The following is a 16,259-nucleotide window of genomic DNA, read 5'->3' as shown; positions in this document are numbered from 1 at the left end:
CTAGAATTTTTTACTGAGACTGACATGCCATTTGCCGCTGTCCTGGTCGTTTCTGTTTTCAATGTCATCGACGACATGCGCATAATCGAGCGAACCGCTCCAGCCGTTTACACTGTCGGTATAGCGATAACCTACGCCTACGGAAGCGATAGTGTCGTTTTTAAGTTCCCCGATATTGGCTTGATTGTTATACAGATGGCCCATGTCACTGAAAATGACAAACCGCTGGCCTTTGGCAACTTCCGGGCTGTAGAATTCGATACTGGCAATATAGCCGTTATCGGCGCTGATGGCCCGTTCATCAAAGCCGCGGATACTATACATGCCGCCGGCTCCCAATTGCTCGGTAGTGACAAGGTTGTCGCGGGTATATTGCCCATTCAGACGGAAACTACCCAGCCAGTCGCGGCCCATTTTGTATTGGTGGCTGATGCCGGCTTTGACAATACCAAAGCTTTTGTCGCTGCCTGTCCGGTAGTTATTGTATTTGTCCTCGTCGCCGTTGACATTAGTAACATAGCCCAGGCTATAGCTGGTCACTTTGGCTGTATCGCGGACACTGCCACCATAGGTCAGTCCCAGCGTAGTGACGGTGAAGTCTGTCCCTTGCTTAAAAATAGGGGTTCCATTGATGGCAAAGTTTTGGGCATTGTTGTAATCTTTATAGTCAACGCCAAAATCCAGCCAGTTTCTTTTGTTAACGCCATAATTTAAATTATGTTGATAATGCAGGCCGTAGGCATGGCCTTTACCGGTCGCGTTCATACTCAGAGCACCGAAGCTGGCGATTTGTCCCATGTCCACATCAGAATAGCTATAGGAAAAATACAGGCTATCGCCCGCCTTAGGCAGGATTTGCCGGTAAAATAAAGCCGCCTGGGTAACATCGCTCATATGATTGGGTGAAGTAACATAGGCGATGCCAAGCATATCGGCACGATTGCTGGTATTGGTATTGACATAGGTCAACGATGTCCGGTAATCACCGGTATAATCATTGCCGGTATTGTCAGTACGAAATAAGAAGTGCTCGGTCTTTACTTCCTTGACCGTAATCACTGCGGTTGTTTGACCGGATTTGTCGGCAACAAACTTTACTGCCAGATTGGCTGCCCCGCTGTCATTGACCAGTTGAATCTGCCGTGACAAAGCGGCAACATTGACACTGCCTGTTTTGAGTTCCGGCAGCAGCCAGTCGATTTGCGTCTTCGACAGCTTGCCATTGCCTGAATAGGTAATGGCATTGACCATGACGGTTTGGATGGCCGGTGTTTCACTCGCCTCAGCCGGTGTCATACCGGCTAAGGAAGCAGCCCATAGACTACAGACCAGCCCTACGGACACAACGAGTTTTTTGAGTAACCTTTTGCGAATCTTTTTTTGCAAGTTACAGCATCCTTTCTTTATGAAAAATAAATTCCTGCGTAAGTATGTATTGTATACTTCCTATACAATGCACGTCCCCTATATATTTAGGGTATCTGTATCACCGGATTGAAAAATATTTTTGGAGACTGCCTGTACTCTTTTTAAAAATCAGTTTATAGAAGGGAAACTATCTATACGCTTTTGTTACGATTGCTATCTTTCGCTTCTTTCAAAGAAGCGAGGCCGCGATTGATTAAGTCCCTGAGCATTTCACTCTGGGTTTCTTTGTAATACGTCTCTTTTTTGGCTTTATTTAAATCCACTTCCATATCCTGATTAATGGAAACTGTAAAACGTTTCAAATTCGCAACCATGTTCTCACTCCTTATCGGTGCAGTGATTCACTGAACCTTATTGTTTTATTTTATTGGTTCACTGATTCATTGTCAACGTTTTTTTAAAAAAAGAACTAATCTTTACACCGTTGGTTCACTGGTGTATAATCACAAGTGAGGTGATAAATATGGCTACTGACAAGCCACGTTATACCGTATCTGTAGATACTGATATGTTCAAACAAATAGAAGACTTTCGCTTTGAACGCCGCTTTCAAACACGCTCAGAAGCAACAGCAGAGCTTATCCGTTTAGGACTTGAAGCGTTAAAAAAAGAGCAGGAAGAGCAGAAAAAGGCACAAAAAAATAAGTCCTCGCAAAAGGATATTGAATGAGCTTTGCAAATTAGGCCTGGCAATTCGTAAAAAGCCTAAGCGGAAAAGAGCGGGATTATAATACCCCGCCTTCCTTTAATTCTTTTTTTACATATTTTTGAATTTCGGTGAGTTCTTTCTTTCCCTTTTTTTGCGCTTTTTTAATCAATTTTTTTAGTTCTCCGTATTTTAATAATATGTTGAATTTGCACTCTAGCTCCTTCAACATTTGTTTAGCGCGCTTGTATTTTTTTTGTGAGACCTTGTAGTGTTCATTGGCTTTATCGCCATCCGGCTGTTCGGCCTGGTATCGTGCGTAAGCTTTATCGGCCTGGCACGTAAAAAATATAGAGTAACTGACGAAGTATGATGCGTTCTGCATAGAAACCCACTTCCTTTCGGTTAATGACTAATTAATTGGCATTTTAACGCTTCCGGTTCCGTTGCACCACGGGCACTTTATCTCCCCTTCTCCTCCGCATTGGGGGCATTCACCATCACACAGTGTGAGGCCATCCGGTGCCAGAGGACATCGGACAACGCGATCGCCGTTGCATTTCGGGCAATCCAATTTTTTGAATTTTTTTTTGCCACCAGTTTCCCTCCCTTACGAATCAATTTATTGATATTATACGACAATGGAATATGACTTGCAGTTGCTTTCAAATTGCTTTATTTCTGAAGAGGAGAAAGATAATGAGATTGTGTTTTGGCACGTTTGGGACAGTTCTTAAATGTTGTTCCGCGTTGACCGAGAAGGAATTGGTCGGAAAGCTGGTGCGGATAGTCGATCCCCTAAGTAGATATATAGATAATGGACCGGCTATACATAGGCTTATGAATTGTGACATAGATTTTGTTGTTTCAAGCTACTACGAGCAGGATAAAGCAACTAAAGCTAATGTGATTAAAGGTTTTGAAAACGAAGTGCTACCTTATCTTCATGCAGATAAATTGGAGAGGATAGTTCTTGCTTTGTGTGATATTATCCACAAAGACAAAGCCATTGATATTAATCACAAGACCCCTTTTAGGAATTTTTTTAGTGTTGACAAACAAGCTCTATTAAAACAGTACGAATACATCTTGTCTGATTTCTTAGCGAGCGCGTTACTATTTACCGTTAGAGAAGTAAAGAATAAGGTAGGCAAATCCTGTGTTAAAATAATAACACAGGATTATATTGACAAGGTGAACGAACGCTACCAAGATGAAGTCGGAAAGAATCCGATTGCGAGGATAATTGTTTTCCCGTCAAGTCAAATACTCAATGTATTTAAGCAAGCTATTCGGGAGTGCCATATCGATGAATTTATAGAAAATGACCCGACAGTCTCCCTTAAAGAAAGCTTTTTGGAAGAATCCGAACGTTTTGTAAAGATCCTCACTAATGTAGTAACTCAACTGGACGGCAAAAGTGAGCTACATCAAAAAATCTGTAATTTCACCCAAATACTAAACGAGTATCTTAGTTACTTAGGGCTTAATATGCGTCCGTTGCAAGGGGTTAAGGATACATCGATCCCAATAAATGAAGATGATATAGACATTACTCTTCCGGTGAATAAGATTCTTTCGGATGTAATTCGACCGATACAACCGACATACTATGTTAAGGATATCTTTGTCCCATTGCATCGAGATGAAAATGTAAAATGGGCGATGGCGTTTCACAATTCAACTATTGAATACCGCCGAAAAATTATTTGCTCATACCAAGAAATCTGTGGGGTGAATAATTAACCTAACCGCTAACTTCAGCATTTTCGATTATATATTATATTATTAAGAACAATAAGTTTGACCGCAGACGGGTTTCCCTAAACAGCAAGGTGTCAACAACCCCGTCCCTATGGACACTAATGTGTATAAAACAGGAACGGTTCCAGCGTATCCAAAGATACGCTGGAACCGTTCCTGTTTTATCTTAGCTTAGGCCGTTCAGCAGCTTGACACGATATTGGCCGGAGTTGCCTGCCAGAATATTGACACAGCCATAGTCCTGCGAGATACGGAAAAGATTTTCCAGCGGCATACCAAGGATATGGCATAATAGCAGCCGGTTGGTGCCGGCATGGCCGACAATCAGCAGGTTTCCGGCAGTGGCCTTCACAATGTCCGTGAAGGCGGCAAGAATTCTGGACTTGCATTCAGCGAAGCTTTCGGCGCCGGGGATGCGGTAGTTAATGATGTTATTTCCCCGCCTGGCATATTCTTCCGGATAGGCTTGGGCAATTTCCCGGAAGGATTTCCCCTCCCATTCCCCCATGCTAATCTCCCGCAGTTCACGTCTGCTTTGCACCTGCAGCTCCAGCTTCGCCGCAATAATTCGGGCAGTATGGACAGAACGCGTCAGATCACTGCAAAAAACGGCCGCAATGTCTTTGCCGGCAAGTTTTTCTTGCAGCCGGTAAGCCTGACACACGCCTTCGTCTGACAGGGGAATGTCGATTTGTCCTATGTATCGCCGTTCATTTTGTTCTATGGCGATTTTTCCGTGGCGCAGCAAATAAATAAGCCTTTCCCGCTTGTCACCCGGCACTTTGAGCCTCCTTTCCCGTCTGGTCAACTATACGGATACTTCTTTTACCCGGAGCCAGCGATAGCCGGCAGTGAGCCTCTGCTGTCAGGGCCAGCCTGCCCTCCTGCTCTGCCAGGCGAATGGCCGGCAGTTGCCGGACAGCAAATAAAATTGCCGACTTGTCCAAGGGTAATGCCTCCGGCAGTACCTCGACAACAAGCGTTAACTCAGCAGCCTGACCGGCGTCAACGATGCTTACCGTAAAATCTACAAGTCCGGGCAAGGGGAACAGCACTTCATCAAGCTCAGCCATGGTAACCGGCGGCCAGCCTGGCCCGAAATATACCTGCCCCTCCTGCCGGCTGTAAACCCGTTCCAAACGCCGCAGCCTGCTGCCGCAGGGACAGGGTTCAACGATAAACCGGGAAATATCCCCTGTCCGGTAACGGATAAGCGGCATTCCCTGCCGTGTCAGGGTGGTAAAAACCACTTCGCCATATTCACCGTCAGGGCAGGGGCGGGCTGAAGCCGGATTAATAATTTCAAAATACAGATCGGCTTCCCGCAAATGATATCCCTGATGGGCGGCGCATTCCAGCCCACCGCCCAGCCCCATTTCTGTCATGCCGTAGTGTTCATATACTTCACAATCCCAGATTCGCCTGAGCTCGCTCACAATGGCGGCAGAAACATAGTCGGTACTGAGCAGCGCGCACTTTGGCGCCCAACGGTTTTCTTTCCAGTTTTCCCAATAGCGGGCCATAGCCAAAATTTGTACCGGAACACCAACAAGGCAGACTGCCTCTTCCCGGCACATTGTCCGGACAGCATCGTCCAGATTTTGCACAAGACCATAGGCAACAGGCCGGGCGCCAATACCAAGCAATCCCTGGAACAACAGCTCGCCTACACTGCCCGGGCGTTCGCCTGGCAGCAAAATCATTGTCTTGTCCCCCGGCCCCACTAAGGTGGACATGCCGCATCCAAAAAAATCAATGGTGAGCTTTTGGTCAGAGCTCGTAAAATAAAGCCTTTTGGGCTTCCCGGTAGTACCTGAGGTCGTCAGCGTCACCACCCGGCTGATATCGCCCTGGGAACCGCAGATCATCGCACCGGCGTGTTCCATAACGTCAGCAGGCGTAGTCAAAGGATAGTCTGCAAGCTCTTCCAGGCAGGTAAGGCCATTAGCCCCCATTGCCGCAAAATGCCGGCGGTAAAAAGAGCTCATATGCCGCACCTGTGCGATTGTTGCATTTAACCGTGCCAGTTGGTAAACCTCCAGTTCCGCCCTGGTCATGCGTCCGCCTGCGGCTCCTGTCCTGCCCGCTATCCAGCCGTCTAACGGCGTTACCATCAAGCCGGCAGTCATAAATTTCTCCGGTACAGAGCCTGGCCCTGCCGGTTAGTGAGATTATAGGCGCAAAAAGGAATCAGCCGGTTATCAGGGCCAACCACATGAATAAAGCATTGTTTTAACCGGTCTAAATCCAAGGTCCAGGCATCCTGAAACGCCATACCTGACACAGCCAGCGTATAAGTATTCACCTGTTCCAAAAACTCGTCAAGGCTGGCCACATCGCCAACAGCGGACTGAGCTTCTACCTGTTGTTTATGATGAATTCCCGTTTTTCGGGGAGCAGACCATTGTCTGGCAACAAACTGCCTGGCACGTTTCGCCCCTTCGGTTACAGGCTTGGCCTGACAACAACAGCCGCCCGGCGCTGCTTGCACCAACGGCTTTACATACCCGTCAGGCATTAAAACAAAGTTTCCATGAAAAGAGCAATGGGCATGCTCACCACCCGGCGGACGAAAATGGGCTATTTTCATTTGTCCGTCTGTCTGGTTCTCAATCTCGCGAATCACCCGGGGAAGAGTTATCCGGTCAACATCCTGCGGTTCTTGTGGGTATCTGCCAAAGTAGCTTACCGGCTGAAAATGAACGCCCCGGACAACCGGCATTTTGCTGATGGCAAACCGCAGGATATCGCCGATCTGACCATCATTTACCCCCGGTACCAGAGTGGGAACAAGCACAACCCCAATATCATGAGCAGCACAAACCTCAATGGCTTTTTTCTTGACCTCCAATAGCGGTTTCCCCCGCAGCTTGCGGTAAACACTGTCATCCATTCCGTCAAATTGCAGAAAAACACAGTTAAGACCTGCCGCTTTCAGTCTGCCGACATATTGTTCATCAGCTGCCAGCCGCAGGCCATTGGTATTGACCTGAAAAAAAACCAAGCCTAATTTTTTCCCCAGGGAAATAATCTCTGGCAAATCGTCCCGTACGGTGGGCTCACCGCCTGACAACTGAATATTATACGGGCCGCCGCTGTCCATGAGCATCCGGTACCACTCCTCAATAATCGCCAGCTCAGGCTCTGCTTTATCTGCCGGCGAAGCTGCAGCAAAACAAACCGGACAGTGCAGATTGCATTGATTGGTGACTTCCAGCAGCACGCAGCAAGTCTGCTGACGATGCTCCGGACATAAACCGCAGTCAAAGGGACACCCGTTGACTGCCTCGGTTGCACATACGGCTGGTGCAGAGGGGATTTGGGCCTGCACCCAGTCCTGATAGCCCGGTTCCCCCTCCCACACACAGACCTGGTATTCGCCATGTTCCGGACAGTGTTTTTGCAAAAATACCTGCTTCCCTTTTGCTACCCGCTTGGCCGGAATCCGCTTAAGGCATTCGGGACACACACTTTGGGTTGTCGAAAGCAGGATTTCTTCTTCCTTGCTATTGCTATGCTCCATAACTGCGCTATCTCTCCCTACCATCCGCCTGCTGCTTAAGCAGATTCTCCAACAAGGTCTCAAAATTGTCTTTGCTGCTGTGCGGCTGATTGTCAGGAAAACTCACTCTGATCACCGAATCAGCAATTACGCCTTTGAGCGTTGTACCATCCGACAGGGTGGCTTGAAAACAGGGCCGCGGAAAATTCTTGTAATATTTGAGGGAAGCAACACTGGTAAAGCTTTCAAGAAACCCTTCATCTGCTTTAATCCTCAGGCAATATTCATAAATATTGGCACCACTGAAACAATTTTCTACCTTCCTGCATTCATACTGTTTCATGCATCAATTCACCTATAGCCGTAAGGCAGTATTCAATTTCCCGGTCTGTAGTAAAACGGGATAAGCTGAATCGCACCGTTCCCGCCGGGGCAGTACCCAAATAGGCATGAATTTTGGGCGCACAGTGAAGTCCGGTGCGGCAGACGATTCTAAATCCCTGATATAACAATTCGCCGACATCCTCTACCGGCCAATCCTTCAAAGTAAAAGAAATAACAGGAGTTCTCGGCGGCTCCACCAAAATAACATCGGCTCCCAGTTCAGCAAGTCCGGCAGCCAACCGTTCTGTCTTGTGTAAAATATTATTGTCCTCAAGCACATGCTCAAGGCCCCAGGTCAGAGCTGTGGACAGTCCGGCAAATGCCGGGTCATTCGGGGTGCCGGCTTCGAAACGGATAGGCATGCTTACCGGCATTTCCTCAAGATCGCTCTGAATTCCCGTTCCGCCCACCCACACAGGCTCAAGTTCTACATCCGGAGCTATATATAATCCTCCCGTACCGGTCGGGCCTAATAAATACTTATGTCCGGTAAAAGCTACCAGATCAATACCCCAGGCTTCGGGCAGGACAGGTACAATCCCCAGACTTTGCGAGGCGTCCATAAGTGTAACCGCCCCCGCCTGTTTGGCCATCCGAGTAAGCAGAGCCGCATCATTTACCGCACCGGTAACATTGGAAGCATGGGTAAAGACAACTGCCTGCGGTTTGTACTTATGTAAGGCGGCTTCCCACTCCTCCGGGTTCACCCGCCCCATCTTATCTACCGGCACCAGTTTGACGGTTATTCCCCTGGACTTAGACAGATAATACAGCGGACGCAATACCGAATTATGTTCCGCCACCGTGGTCACCACCACGGCACCTGTCCGCCAGCGTATGCCATGCAGAGCAATATTTAAAGCATGAGTGGCATTAGGGCTGAATACAATCCGGTTTGAATCTTTCACTTGGAGCAAACCGGCCAGCAAATTGCGGCATGCTCCGGGAACATCTGGCCCGGCAAAGCCGGAACGTCCTGCATGGTGGGGCAAACCGCTGATATAGGCTGCCACCGTTCCCCCTACTTGTGGTGCCTTAGGCCAGGAAGTCGCAGCATTATTTAAGTATACTGGCATCATAAACTTCGCCCCCCATTATAATACCATTAGCTCCTCCAGGCTGCCTGTTCCCACCAGACTGGCAGCCCGGTCCCAGATAGCTTCCGCCGTTCGCCTTCTGCGCAACACGGAATCGACTATTTCCGGACTGGCGGCAAACTTGTCTAGTGCCAGCCTAAACCGCTCGGTCAGAGATACCAGTTTGTCGCCCTGGACTAACTTGTCAGCAAGAAACACTACTGCCGCCTCATCAATGACATAATCTGCCGCCAGTTCCAAATCCATGTGAGATGCGATAATGCCGCCAACACGGGAAAAACCCATACTCCTGACAACCCGCTCTCCCCGTTTGGAGTGATTGGGTTTACTTTTAGCCAGATCATGCAGCAAGCCTCCGGCAACCACCAGTTCAATATTAAGGTTCAGTCCGGCCCCGTTCAGCAGTTCGGCCAGCCGGCGGGCAACAGCAGCAACGGCACGCCCATGACACGCCACTTTATCACTAACCTGATATTTATATAATATGCTGAGACATTCACTATATGTCGGTATATGCCGGCGAACATAAAACCGAGTCAGCTCTTTATAGTCCTCCAGGGTATCAATATCAAGCAATATACCCTGATCCGCCAGTTCAACTTCCACGCTGTCAGCATCAAACTGTGCTAAAATATGGCGAAGCCCGCCAGTCCCTTCCCCACTAAGGATACTGGCAAAACATCTGGAACTGATAAGCGGCGGATGACCTCTCTCGCCGTTAAAAACCGGATATACCACGGCTGCCCCTGTCTTATGGTACAGCCGCACCATGTCTTTAATGCTGCGTCTTCGTATCAGCGGCGTATCGCCAGGCAGCAGAAAGCAGGCCTCCGCTTCCCCGGCAATAGCGCCGATTCCTGTGACAACGGAAGAAAACATGCCTTCCGCATAACGTGAATTTTCGATAATACCAACCTGCAAACCTGCCAATACGGGATACAATTCCTCCGCCCGGTGCCCGACAATCACCCGGATATCGGCAACTCCACCCTGCCGCAGGCTGTCTACGGCCGCTGCAATTACCGTTTTGTCCCCTAAAGGCAGCAATGGCTTGAAGGTCCCCATCCGCGAGGAATAACCGGCTGCTACGATTAAGCCCACTAACCCTGGGCGGCACATTTTTCCCGCTCCGCTCTGACCTTAATTAATTCGGCCACAATGCTTACAGCTATCTCTGCCGGCGTTTCGGCATAAATATCAATGCCAATCGGCGAATGGACCTGCGCCAGCTTTGCCGGGCTGAAACCTTTCGTTTGCAGCAAAGCGAACAAATCCGCCCGCTTCTTTTTGCTGCCAATCATGCCAATGTATGCAGCCTCAGTCTGCAGCGCCTGTTCCAGCACAACACTGTCATGCAGATGGCCTCTGGTTACAATAACCAGATAGCTGTCCTGGTTTATGGGAAAGTCTGACACACAGGCAAAGTTATCAACAACAACAATCTCACACAGGGGGAACCGTTCCCGGTTGGCAAAATCCGGCCGGTCATCAATGACTACGGTAGCAAAGCCCACCATATCGGTTAACCTGGCAATCTGCTGTGAAACATGACCTGCCCCGAAAAGGTACACTACTCCGGTAGTCCGGATAGGCTCGACGATAAAACTCCGCCCATCTCTGGCATCGGCATGAATGGAAATTTTGGCCGGTCCGCCAGAAAGCTTTTCCATAAATTCCGGCTCGCATTGGAAATTGCCGACAACACTGCCATCCTGTCTCACAAGACATTGCTGCCGCTCAGGTCCGTTTGCCGGCTGACCGGTTAATTCGGTTATCAGCCACGCTTTTTGCGCTTTGTCCATGGTGGAAAGGACAGCTTCATAAATCTGCTGATTGTCGCTATTCGCCGCCGCAATATACTCAAGCAGAATTTCCCCTGACCCACCGCAGATCATCCCCGCTCCGGCAGCATCTGAGCCTGTTAAATCAAAGGGCTGGATCAGCGAGCGCCGGTTGTCCCGAACTTGTTTTGCCAGCTCAATGGTCTCGGCTTCCAGCCGTCCGCCGCCAACCGTACCGATAATGGAACCATCTGCGCGGATAATCATCTTAGCTCCTGCCGAACGCGGAGCCGACCCGGCGCTATGGAAAATCGTAGCCAAAACAACATTTTCACCGGACGAAAGCAATTGAATTAAATTCTTGTAGAGTTTTTTCATGCCACCCTCCTCCTAACGCTGCACCTGGTTACATAGTAGTCCACCAAGCCCTAAATCCTACGGCTTTAAACTTGGCAGACTACTAATACTCCAAACGGCCTGAAAGGCTATAGCCATTGGCGGCCAGAATCTCTTCGACTTTGGCGAGAGCATCTAAAACAAGCTGCGGACATCGCGTCATCCGGTTCATGGGATCATTCTCCAGGATGGTATGGCAGTCGATTCCGCCATACTGGGAGTATACCTTTTCTTCAAACCACCCGGCAAACTCTCTGATCATATCATTGAGACGGCTGTCTTCCATTTCTTCGGCTACTCCCTTGCCGGCATAAAGACCGATCAGACAGGCCCCGCCAGTCAAAACGCCGCAGGTTTTCCCACAAAAGCCAATGCCGCCGTTTAATCCTGACATAGCCCGCACAATATCAGGATTTTCCTTGCCCTGCGCTTCCAGCCCGATAATCAGCAAGATCTGGCTGCAGTAAAAACCCGCCTGTGACAACTCAACCAACTTTATGAAAGCATCTGTCATATTCTCCACCTTCCTCCCGTCCGTGCTTGCCGCACAGCTATAAAACCTGAATAAACACCTCCATAATTCCCCCGCAAACCATCCCCTCATCGGCTGCTGCATCATTTAACATCCGCACCGTATGCAATTGAGACCGGCTGTCGTCAAGTGCGGTTAGCGCCTGACGCCTAACCTCCGCTTCCCCGCAGCCACCGCCAATTGTGCCCAAAGACCTGCCATCAGGAAACACCAGCATGCTACTGCCTGCTTTACGCGGAGTCGAGCCACGCGTTTCCACAATGGTTACCAGGGCGGCTTTCTCCCCCCGCTGCCGGCATTCACAAATATACTTGAGCAATGACCGATCCATTAGAACGCCTCCTTATACTCACTCAGCGGGCGACCAGACCCATTGCGAAAAACGGACACCACTTCGGCCGCAATACTCAGTGCTATTTCCGCAGGAGTTTCGGCTTTAAGGTCAAGACCAATGGGCGCGCGCAGCCGTGTTTCCAGATCTGCCGGCGCTCCTTCCTCCTTTATGAGCGTAATAATTTCCCTTATGCGTTTCCGACTGCCAATCATGCCCAAATACCGGGCATCGCTGCCCATAACAGCGCGCAGGCAGTCCATATCATAGCGGTGGCCGCGAGTTACAATGATAACAGCCGTTTCATTGTCCACTGTCAATTCTTTCACGACAAGTTGAAACTGCTGACAAATTACCCGGTACGCTCCGGGAAATCTGGCGGTATTGGCAAATTCCGGACGGTCATCAATAACTGTTACTTCAAAACCCATTAGTGAAAGAATTTGAACCAATGGTTGGCTGATATGCCCGCCGCCAAATACGATGGCGCTAAACTTCTTTACCATTCTATCCCAAAACAGCCGGTAAGTATTGCCAAGCCCATCCTCAACTGAAATGGTTACCGGCTTAGTCCACACCGTTGTTTGCACTATATGTAATATATTTTCCATAACCAATGTCTCTAGCTGCCCTGACACCGTTCCGTCGGCCTGAATAATGATCATTTGCCCAATTGGGCTGGGGGAGCCTGAGGTACTGTCAATAACTGTAAGGATATCTGCTGCATTCCCGTTATCCATCGCCGCCTGCAGCTCATGAAAGCTCATCCCAACTCCTCCTTTTAGTCACATCGGGCACAGTCAGGTCCTTTACCGGTCAAATCATTAATTTTGGCAAGGGCGGCCTCCGACAAAAAATGTATTTGCGCCGGCTTGCCTTCCAGTGTTTCGCCAAATAAAGCAACGCCATTATCGGTTTCCAGATATTTCACCGGCAAATTGCGTCGAAATGTTTTCCCTGTGGTTTTATCAATCACTTCGATAGTAATCCAGTCGGCTTCAATTTTATCCAGCAAAATCTCTCTTTCCATTCCCGAGCCTCCAAAAGCTTCTTATTTTACTGCTGAAAGTATCAAACGGGATCCCATTCTGCATTGCGGACAGCTCCGCCCCTCATTGGTATCCTCACAGTTCTTGCAATAAACGCTAAAACACCGGCAGCACTGGTACAGGGGATCATTGTCAGTTATTTCTTTACTACAGCGTGGACAGATTTTGTTCTCCAAAGCAATTCATCCTTTCGCTTTCCATTTTTCAGCCACCAGTAAAAAATATCCTACTTTCGTTTTTGGGGCTATCGTGCACGGCCAAAGCTCTGCCGCCGAGCCATGTTCCATAATGTAGCCGGCAACAAACTCCCGCAAAAAGGCAGAACAGTCCTCCCAGATAATAATACGGAATCCGTTTTCCGCCAGCATCTTTTTTAATTGTTTATCATTCATATACCCGGCTGCCAAAGTGGAAGCCGGTAAGTACACATCGGTTATCGCCAGTTTTCCTCCAGGCACCAAAATCCGGCTAATTTCAACCAGCACTGCAGCGGCGTCCTGCATAACTGACAAACTGCACTCGGCGATCACTCCCGCAAAGGAAGCGTCGGCAAAAGGCAAACTTTCACCTGCGGCCTGGATGAGCGGCAAATCCGGCGCCCGCTTTCTCCCCTGCCTCAGCCGGACTGGTGATACATCCACCCCGACGGCTGCCAACCGGCAGGCAGTATGTAAATATTCCACAGTCATACCGGTGCCGCAGCCAACATCAAGCACCTTGGCGCCGGGAGCAAAGGCACAATAGCCAACAACCTGTTTTGTTAACGTAATCCCGCCCGGATGCAGCATCATTTATCCTCCAGTGCCGCTTCCACCTGCTGCATCTTGCCATTGGCCAGATCCTCCGGAATGTACACCAGGCCACATTGAGAACATTTGTATAATTCAACCGGAAAACTGCTGCCAAGATATGACAGGGTTACTTTCCCCAGAGTCAGGCTGATGCCGCAGGTAACACAAATAATATTGACCGGCTGCTGTTCTGTCGGTTTACTCATAGTTCCTCCACTATCCAGTAATTTCCAATCGATGGCAATAAGCATTATGGACAACAAAGCCGTCCCCTTGTGGCGAGTATTCTACCCAATAGGTCACACTGGCCGGTTGAAAATACGCTATATAATGGCCGTTTTCACCATGCCGGAGTTTACTGCCGGTACCTTCCGCATGCTCAATCACCTTAGCCACATCCTCGACAAGAATCTGCCGCTCTTCCATAACTGCAAGCACAGCTTGCGGAACAGTAACCTTAACCGTTGCCGGCATGGCCTCCACCTCTTCCCCCCAAACCTCCCGCAGCAGGGTTTGTTTTAATTTGGCCCGGTTGTCCTGACGCTCTGAATAGCCTGGACCCGTTTGTGCGGCCAGTTCTTCCTGCCCATTTCCCCAAATAAGGTCCAGAAGATGGTAGGTACGTTTTCCCTGACCGGCAAAATTATCCCGGCACATGGCACAGTAGGCGAGATAATCCAATTCGCTTTCCTTAATCCGCCTGTCTATCACCTTATGCGCAACCTCCTTATTGGCATAAAGCATCAGACCCCCATAGCCGCAGCAGTTAGTCTGTTCACGGTTAAAAGGCAATTCTTCCCATGAATATCCTAACTGGCCCAAAAGTGTTCGCACACTGCCCTGAAGTGCTGTATCATATCTGGTGGTACAGCTGTCATGGATGGCCAAGGTTTGCGGAGTATCCTGCAGCCGGGCTGGCTCAGGCAAACCAATGCGCTCTAATAAAGTCCACAGACTTTCTGCCGGCCTATCCGGCAAATGCTGGTTAAATAAGCTATAACAGGTCGGACAACCGGCTATGATCCTGGGACTTCCCAAGACACGCCAGTTATTTTCCAGGCTTTGCATAGTTTCCTCAAATAGCCCTTCTTGCCCGGCCCAACTGGCCGGTGCCCCGCAACAACCCAACATTAACCCGACGCCGCCGTCCAGCCTTTCACATAAAAACTTATACATCTGCTGTACATACTGCGGTGATGAGGCCGCTAACTGGCAGCCGGGATAAAACACCAGTTCACTTGCCGCATACCCTGGCTGATGCCTGGTAAGCGCAAATTTTTCACTACTACTAAACCGCATATCCCGTAAGGCAAAATCATGAGCTGACGGGGGCATCTTCCCTTTCTCCACCATCATTTGCCGCGCTTGCTGGCAAACTTCACCCATGTTCAAATTACCTGGGCAAATTTCTTCACAAAGACCGCACAGACTGCAGGAGTTAATCATTTTATTGGCATGATGGATTCCCATAACAATGGATAAATTATTGTATACTTCACGCACATACCGTTTGGGATACCCCCGGTAGTGAGCCAGATACTCGCACGCCTTTACACATTCCAGACATTCGCATAACAAACAGCGATTGGCTTCCCGACCGGCTTCCTCCCGGGTATAACCGCCAGAGTGGGCTGGCAGCACCATCGGTTCAGGCTCTATTCCTTTAATATTGGTATAAAGCAAAGTATCAAAGGGTCCCTCATTCTCCCGGTTAGCCGTAAGGGATGCCTTTTGGAACAGTCTGTCAATTGAAATGGCGGCAATTTTACCATCGGCAACCGAGGCAATGGGTGATGAATCTCCGTATGCACGGCGCAGACTGCCACCGGCAAAAACCTTGCTGTCACTTGTTGCCAAAGAGACCGCATCCACTTCAATTCTGCCGTCTTCGTCCAAAGCAAGACCGAAGTCTGCAGCAGGTATTTGCCCTGCCCCTGTCCCCAAATAGATGGCATCAAAATCGTCATAGATACTATGTAAGGCTACAATACGCGTAGTATAGTGAAGCGTAAAGGGAAATTTCCCGAGGATGAAAAAATCAGCATGAATCACTTCCCGGGGCAACTGTTCGGCGGGGATCCCCCAGATACTTCCTCCCAGGCGATCTGTCGCTTCAAAAATGACCAGCTGGTAACCCTTGCGTCCAAGCTCAACAGCCACCGTCAAACCGCTCAGACCGGCACCCACAATGGCCACTTTCTGTTTTTTGGCCGGTGGCAATAAAACATTGGGTATTGTGCTGTTATTGTCCACACAAGCCTGCTCTAACGCTCTGATAAAAATTGGCTCATCAATTTCGTTACGTTTGCACCCCTGTCGACAGGGCTGGTCGCAAATCCTGCTGATAATTCCCGGAAAAGGAATCATTCTGTGAAACAAAGCAAAGCCTGCCGTGTAATCTTCCTTGCGTACAGCCTTAGCCATACCCCGGACATCGACATGAACAGGACATCTGGCAGTACAGCCGGGCGGACTTTCCTGTACACACTTCGCTTCCCGTTGACGCAATACTTTTTGATCCATGTGAACCATCCTCTCCCAGGTATGGAGAAATTCTA

Annotated in this window: 20 protein-coding genes; 2 read left to right on the top strand and 18 right to left on the bottom strand. The window is 49.1% G+C overall.

Annotated elements, in window-relative coordinates; genetic code table 11:
• Positions 1-1,386, bottom strand: a complete 1,386-nt coding sequence (locus SPSPH_RS06325) for a ShlB/FhaC/HecB family hemolysin secretion/activation protein (RefSeq protein ID WP_075754266.1) — start codon at positions 1,384-1,386, stop codon at positions 1-3.
• Positions 1,387-1,559: 173 nt separating this feature from the next.
• Positions 1,560-1,742 (bottom strand): hypothetical protein, encoded by a 183-nt coding sequence (locus SPSPH_RS06320; protein ID WP_075754264.1) that lies wholly within the window; start codon positions 1,740-1,742, stop codon positions 1,560-1,562.
• 149 nt (positions 1,743-1,891) lie between these two features.
• On the opposite strand from SPSPH_RS06320, the gene SPSPH_RS06315 reads away from it, so the two are divergent.
• On the top strand, positions 1,892-2,098 hold the full coding sequence (locus SPSPH_RS06315; RefSeq protein WP_075754262.1) for a ribbon-helix-helix domain-containing protein: 207 nt from the start codon (positions 1,892-1,894) through the stop codon (positions 2,096-2,098).
• Between the two features lie 55 nt (positions 2,099-2,153).
• Here the strand turns inward: SPSPH_RS06315 and SPSPH_RS06310 are convergent, their stop codons facing one another.
• Together SPSPH_RS06310 and SPSPH_RS06305 are read right to left on the bottom strand one after the other, a co-directional pair.
• Positions 2,154-2,459, bottom strand: a complete 306-nt coding sequence (locus SPSPH_RS06310; RefSeq protein WP_075754260.1) for a hypothetical protein — start codon at positions 2,457-2,459, stop codon at positions 2,154-2,156.
• A gap of 77 nt (positions 2,460-2,536) precedes the next feature.
• Positions 2,537-2,671, bottom strand: coding sequence for a hypothetical protein (locus SPSPH_RS06305; RefSeq protein WP_269147924.1), 135 nt, complete (start codon positions 2,669-2,671; stop codon positions 2,537-2,539).
• Positions 2,672-2,773: 102 nt separating this feature from the next.
• On the opposite strand from SPSPH_RS06305, the gene SPSPH_RS06300 reads away from it, so the two are divergent.
• Positions 2,774-3,820, top strand: coding sequence for a hypothetical protein (locus SPSPH_RS06300; protein WP_075754258.1), 1,047 nt, complete (start codon positions 2,774-2,776; stop codon positions 3,818-3,820).
• 184 nt (positions 3,821-4,004) lie between these two features.
• On the opposite strand, the gene cobC is transcribed toward SPSPH_RS06300, so the two are convergent.
• From cobC to SPSPH_RS06230, 14 genes are all read right to left on the bottom strand, one after another.
• Positions 4,005-4,619: an alpha-ribazole phosphatase gene (cobC, locus tag SPSPH_RS06295; protein ID WP_075754256.1), complete on the bottom strand. Its 615-nt coding sequence runs from the start codon at positions 4,617-4,619 to the stop codon at positions 4,005-4,007.
• Positions 4,609-5,967, bottom strand: a complete 1,359-nt coding sequence (locus SPSPH_RS06290) for a DVU_1553 family AMP-dependent CoA ligase (protein WP_083945436.1) — start codon at positions 5,965-5,967, stop codon at positions 4,609-4,611. Before SPSPH_RS06290 ends, cobC begins: the two co-directional genes overlap by 11 nt.
• A complete protein-coding gene (gene trsS, locus SPSPH_RS06285) occupies positions 5,964-7,361 on the bottom strand; it encodes a radical SAM (seleno)protein TrsS (RefSeq protein ID WP_075754254.1) in 1,398 nt (465 codons plus the stop codon). Before trsS ends, SPSPH_RS06290 begins: the two co-directional genes overlap by 4 nt.
• A gap of 7 nt (positions 7,362-7,368) precedes the next feature.
• Positions 7,369-7,683 (bottom strand): hypothetical protein, encoded by a 315-nt coding sequence (locus SPSPH_RS06280; RefSeq protein ID WP_075754252.1) that lies wholly within the window; start codon positions 7,681-7,683, stop codon positions 7,369-7,371.
• A complete protein-coding gene (locus tag SPSPH_RS06275) occupies positions 7,670-8,803 on the bottom strand; it encodes an aminotransferase class V-fold PLP-dependent enzyme (RefSeq protein WP_083945435.1) in 1,134 nt (377 codons plus the stop codon). The genes SPSPH_RS06280 and SPSPH_RS06275 overlap by 14 nt, the downstream gene beginning before the upstream one ends.
• A gap of 15 nt (positions 8,804-8,818) precedes the next feature.
• Positions 8,819-9,940: a DVU_1551 family NTP transferase gene (locus SPSPH_RS06270; protein WP_075754250.1), complete on the bottom strand. Its 1,122-nt coding sequence runs from the start codon at positions 9,938-9,940 to the stop codon at positions 8,819-8,821.
• Entirely contained in the window at positions 9,922-10,980 is a 1,059-nt protein-coding gene (locus SPSPH_RS06265) for an XdhC family aldehyde oxidoreductase maturation factor (RefSeq protein ID WP_075754248.1), read from the bottom strand. Before SPSPH_RS06265 ends, SPSPH_RS06270 begins: the two co-directional genes overlap by 19 nt.
• A gap of 82 nt (positions 10,981-11,062) precedes the next feature.
• Positions 11,063-11,512 (bottom strand): DVU_1555 family C-GCAxxG-C-C protein, encoded by a 450-nt coding sequence (locus tag SPSPH_RS06260; protein ID WP_075754246.1) that lies wholly within the window; start codon positions 11,510-11,512, stop codon positions 11,063-11,065.
• A 37-nt stretch (positions 11,513-11,549) separates the two neighbouring features.
• Complete coding sequence (locus SPSPH_RS06255; protein WP_075754244.1) at positions 11,550-11,861, bottom strand: XdhC family protein; 312 nt, start codon at positions 11,859-11,861, stop codon at positions 11,550-11,552.
• On the bottom strand, positions 11,861-12,628 hold the full coding sequence (locus SPSPH_RS06250) for an XdhC family protein (protein ID WP_075754242.1): 768 nt from the start codon (positions 12,626-12,628) through the stop codon (positions 11,861-11,863). The genes SPSPH_RS06255 and SPSPH_RS06250 overlap by 1 nt, the downstream gene beginning before the upstream one ends.
• Positions 12,629-12,642: 14 nt before the next feature.
• Complete coding sequence (locus SPSPH_RS06245; protein WP_083945434.1) at positions 12,643-12,891, bottom strand: hypothetical protein; 249 nt, start codon at positions 12,889-12,891, stop codon at positions 12,643-12,645.
• 201 nt (positions 12,892-13,092) lie between these two features.
• Positions 13,093-13,701 (bottom strand): DVU_1556 family methyltransferase, encoded by a 609-nt coding sequence (gene trsM, locus SPSPH_RS06240; RefSeq protein WP_083945433.1) that lies wholly within the window; start codon positions 13,699-13,701, stop codon positions 13,093-13,095.
• Entirely contained in the window at positions 13,698-13,907 is a 210-nt protein-coding gene (locus SPSPH_RS06235) for a DVU_1557 family redox protein (RefSeq protein WP_075754238.1), read from the bottom strand. The genes trsM and SPSPH_RS06235 overlap by 4 nt, the downstream gene beginning before the upstream one ends.
• A gap of 10 nt (positions 13,908-13,917) precedes the next feature.
• Entirely contained in the window at positions 13,918-16,224 is a 2,307-nt protein-coding gene (locus SPSPH_RS06230; protein WP_075754236.1) for a pyridine nucleotide-disulfide oxidoreductase/dicluster-binding protein, read from the bottom strand.
• Positions 16,225-16,259: the final 35 nt, after the last annotated feature.

This window comes from Sporomusa sphaeroides DSM 2875 (assembly GCF_001941975.2).
In the GTDB taxonomy this organism is placed as follows: Bacteria; Bacillota; Negativicutes; order Sporomusales; family Sporomusaceae; genus Sporomusa; species Sporomusa sphaeroides.
This window is presented reverse-complemented; position numbering and strand designations above follow the sequence as displayed.

Bases quoted from the DNA above. Each gene is read 5' to 3' on its own strand.
- SPSPH_RS06265 (WP_075754248.1), bottom strand. From the start codon at position 10,980: ATGAAAAAACTCTACAAGAATTTAATTCAATTGCTTTCGTCCGGTGAA.
- SPSPH_RS06290 (WP_083945436.1), bottom strand. From the start codon at position 5,967: ATGACTGCCGGCTTGATGGTAACGCCGTTAGACGGCTGGATAGCGGGC.
- SPSPH_RS06250 (WP_075754242.1), bottom strand. From the start codon at position 12,628: ATGAGCTTTCATGAGCTGCAGGCGGCGATGGATAACGGGAATGCAGCA.
- SPSPH_RS06310 (WP_075754260.1), bottom strand. From the start codon at position 2,459: ATGCAGAACGCATCATACTTCGTCAGTTACTCTATATTTTTTACGTGC.
- SPSPH_RS06255 (WP_075754244.1), bottom strand. From the start codon at position 11,861: ATGGATCGGTCATTGCTCAAGTATATTTGTGAATGCCGGCAGCGGGGG.
- SPSPH_RS06235 (WP_075754238.1), bottom strand. From the start codon at position 13,907: ATGAGTAAACCGACAGAACAGCAGCCGGTCAATATTATTTGTGTTACC.
- SPSPH_RS06280 (WP_075754252.1), bottom strand. From the start codon at position 7,683: ATGAAACAGTATGAATGCAGGAAGGTAGAAAATTGTTTCAGTGGTGCC.
- SPSPH_RS06275 (WP_083945435.1), bottom strand. From the start codon at position 8,803: ATGATGCCAGTATACTTAAATAATGCTGCGACTTCCTGGCCTAAGGCA.
- SPSPH_RS06230 (WP_075754236.1), bottom strand. From the start codon at position 16,224: ATGGATCAAAAAGTATTGCGTCAACGGGAAGCGAAGTGTGTACAGGAA.
- SPSPH_RS06260 (WP_075754246.1), bottom strand. From the start codon at position 11,512: ATGACAGATGCTTTCATAAAGTTGGTTGAGTTGTCACAGGCGGGTTTT.
- SPSPH_RS06270 (WP_075754250.1), bottom strand. From the start codon at position 9,940: ATGTGCCGCCCAGGGTTAGTGGGCTTAATCGTAGCAGCCGGTTATTCC.
- SPSPH_RS06245 (WP_083945434.1), bottom strand. From the start codon at position 12,891: ATGGAAAGAGAGATTTTGCTGGATAAAATTGAAGCCGACTGGATTACT.
- trsM (WP_083945433.1), bottom strand. From the start codon at position 13,701: ATGATGCTGCATCCGGGCGGGATTACGTTAACAAAACAGGTTGTTGGC.
- SPSPH_RS06315 (WP_075754262.1), top strand. From the start codon at position 1,892: ATGGCTACTGACAAGCCACGTTATACCGTATCTGTAGATACTGATATG.
- SPSPH_RS06300 (WP_075754258.1), top strand. From the start codon at position 2,774: ATGAGATTGTGTTTTGGCACGTTTGGGACAGTTCTTAAATGTTGTTCC.
- SPSPH_RS06320 (WP_075754264.1), bottom strand. From the start codon at position 1,742: ATGGTTGCGAATTTGAAACGTTTTACAGTTTCCATTAATCAGGATATG.
- trsS (WP_075754254.1), bottom strand. From the start codon at position 7,361: ATGGAGCATAGCAATAGCAAGGAAGAAGAAATCCTGCTTTCGACAACC.